Consider the following 2,132-nt stretch of genomic DNA (forward strand, 5'->3'; position numbering starts at 1 on the left):
TCCACATCGGCGGTGCGCAGGTCGTCCATCAGTTGCAGCACTTCGTTGCGCTCTTCGCCGAGGCCGACCATGATGCCGGACTTGGTGAACATGGTCGGGTCGAGTTCCTTCACCCGCTGCAGAAGCCGGATCGAATGGAAGTAGCGCGCGCCGGGGCGCACGGTCAGGTAATTGCCCGGCACCGTTTCCAGATTGTGGTTGAACACATCCGGCTTGGCGGCGACGACGCGCTCCAGCGCACCCGGCTTCTTCAGGAAGTCGGGCGTCAGGATTTCGATCGTCGTTGCCGGCGAGGCAGCACGAATCGCCCAGATCACCTTTTCGAAATGCTCGGCGCCGCCATCAGCCAGGTCATCGCGGTCGACCGAGGTGACAACGACATGCGACAAGCCCATCTCGCGGACGGCCTTGGCGACATTTTCCGGCTCATCGGGATCAAGCGCATTCGGCTTGCCGGTGGCGACGTTGCAGAACGCGCAGGCGCGCGTACAGATCTCTCCCATGATCATGAAGGTCGCGTGCTTCTTGTCCCAGCACTCGCCGATATTCGGGCAGCCTGCCTCCTCGCAGACCGTGACGAGCTTGTTCTCCTTCACGATCGCGCGGGTTTCGGCATAGCCTTTTGAGGTCGGTGCCCTGACGCGGATCCATTCCGGCTTGCGCAGCATCTCGGTGTCCGGCTTGTGGGCCTTTTCGGGATGGCGGACGCGCTTGGCGTCGATCTCGATATTGGTGCGGTCGAGAATGGTGACCATCTTGGCTTTCACTTTCCTTCAGGCCGTCAGGGGCCTGTTCTTCGAAATGGAGACGAGCCCTGACACGTTCAAGCGTTCAGCGCACGACCATAGGCGTCGAGCACGCTTTCCTTCAGCGTTTCCGAAATCGTCGGATGCGGGAAAATGGTGTGCATCAGGTCTTCTTCGGTGGTTTCGAGGTTCATCGCGACGACGAAGCCCTGGATCAGTTCGGTCACTTCGGCGCCGACCAGATGGGCACCGAGCAGTTCCCCGGTCTTCTTGTCGAAGATGGTCTTGACCATGCCCTGGTCTTCCCCGAGCGCGATCGCCTTGCCGTTGGCGACGAACGGGAAGCGGCCGACGCGGATGTCGCGGCCTTCGGCCTTGGCTTTCGCTTCCGTCAGGCCGACGGACGCGACCTGCGGGTTGCAATAGGTGCAGCCCGGGATCTTCAGCTTGTCCATCGGATGGACGTTTGGCAGGCCGGCGATCTTCTCGACGCAGATGACCGCTTCATGCTCTGCCTTGTGGGCAAGCATCGGCGGGCCGGCGACGTCGCCGATCGCATAGACGCCCGGCACGTTGGTCTTGCCATAGCCGTCGATGACGATGCAGCCGCGATCCGTCTTGACGCCGAGTGCTTCGAGGCCGAGGTTTTCGATATTGCCCTGGACGCCGACGGCCGAGATCATCCGGTCAGCCGTGATCTTCTCGATCGAGCCGTCCTTCTTCTCGACATGGGCCGTAACGGAGTTGGCGGCTTTCTCGACCTTCGTTACCTTGGCATCGAGGATGATCTTCATGCCCTGCTTGTCGAACTGCTTCTTGGCGAAGGCGGAGATTTCCGCGTCCTCGACCGGCATGACCTGGCTCATCACTTCGACGACCGTCACCTCGACGCCCATGGTGCGGTAGAACGAGGCAAATTCGATGCCGATGGCGCCGGAGCCCATGACGAGAAGCGATTTCGGCATAGCATCCGGGTTCATCGCCTCGAAATAGGTCCAGATCAGCTTGCCGTCCGGCTCGATGCCCGGCAATGCGCGCGGGCGGGCGCCGGTGGCGACGATGATGTGCTTGGCGGTATAGGTGCCCTCGCCCAGCGTGTTCTTCGGGATCGGACCCTGCGGCTGGACAATGGTCTTGGTGGTCTTGGCAACGACGATCTCACCCAATTGAGTACCAGAGGCAGCCTTGGTGAGTTTCGCCTCGCCCCAGATGATATCGACCTTGTTCTTCTTTATGAGAAAAGCCACGTCATCGTTATCGGTTCCGGTCCCGGCGGCTATATCGCGGCGATCCGCGCGGCGCAGCTGGGCCTCAAGGTTGCCGTGGTCGAGCGCGAGCATCTGGCCGGCATCTGCTCCAACTGGGGCTGCATCCCGACCAAGGCGC

Annotated in this window: 2 protein-coding genes and 1 pseudogene; 1 reads left to right on the top strand and 2 read right to left on the bottom strand. The window is 61.6% G+C overall.

Annotation, left to right across the window (positions count from 1 at the left end; all coding sequences use genetic code 11):
- Both VL202_RS03550 and lpdA read right to left on the bottom strand, forming a co-directional pair.
- The coding region (locus VL202_RS03550) for a lipoyl synthase (protein WP_325462793.1) at positions 1 to 755 on the bottom strand (755 nt) is incomplete at its 3' end.
- A 68-nt stretch (positions 756 to 823) separates the two neighbouring features.
- Positions 824 to 2,002 (bottom strand): annotated as a pseudogene (lpdA, locus tag VL202_RS03555) (dihydrolipoyl dehydrogenase); the annotation flags it as partial.
- Between lpdA and VL202_RS03560 the strand changes: the two are divergent.
- On the top strand, positions 1,961 to 2,132 hold a 172-nt coding region (locus tag VL202_RS03560; protein WP_325462794.1), incomplete at its 3' end, for an FAD-dependent oxidoreductase. The pseudogene lpdA and the gene VL202_RS03560 overlap by 42 nt on opposite strands.

Source organism: Pararhizobium sp., assembly GCF_035497515.1.
Taxonomy (GTDB): Bacteria; Pseudomonadota; Alphaproteobacteria; order Rhizobiales; family Rhizobiaceae; genus Pararhizobium.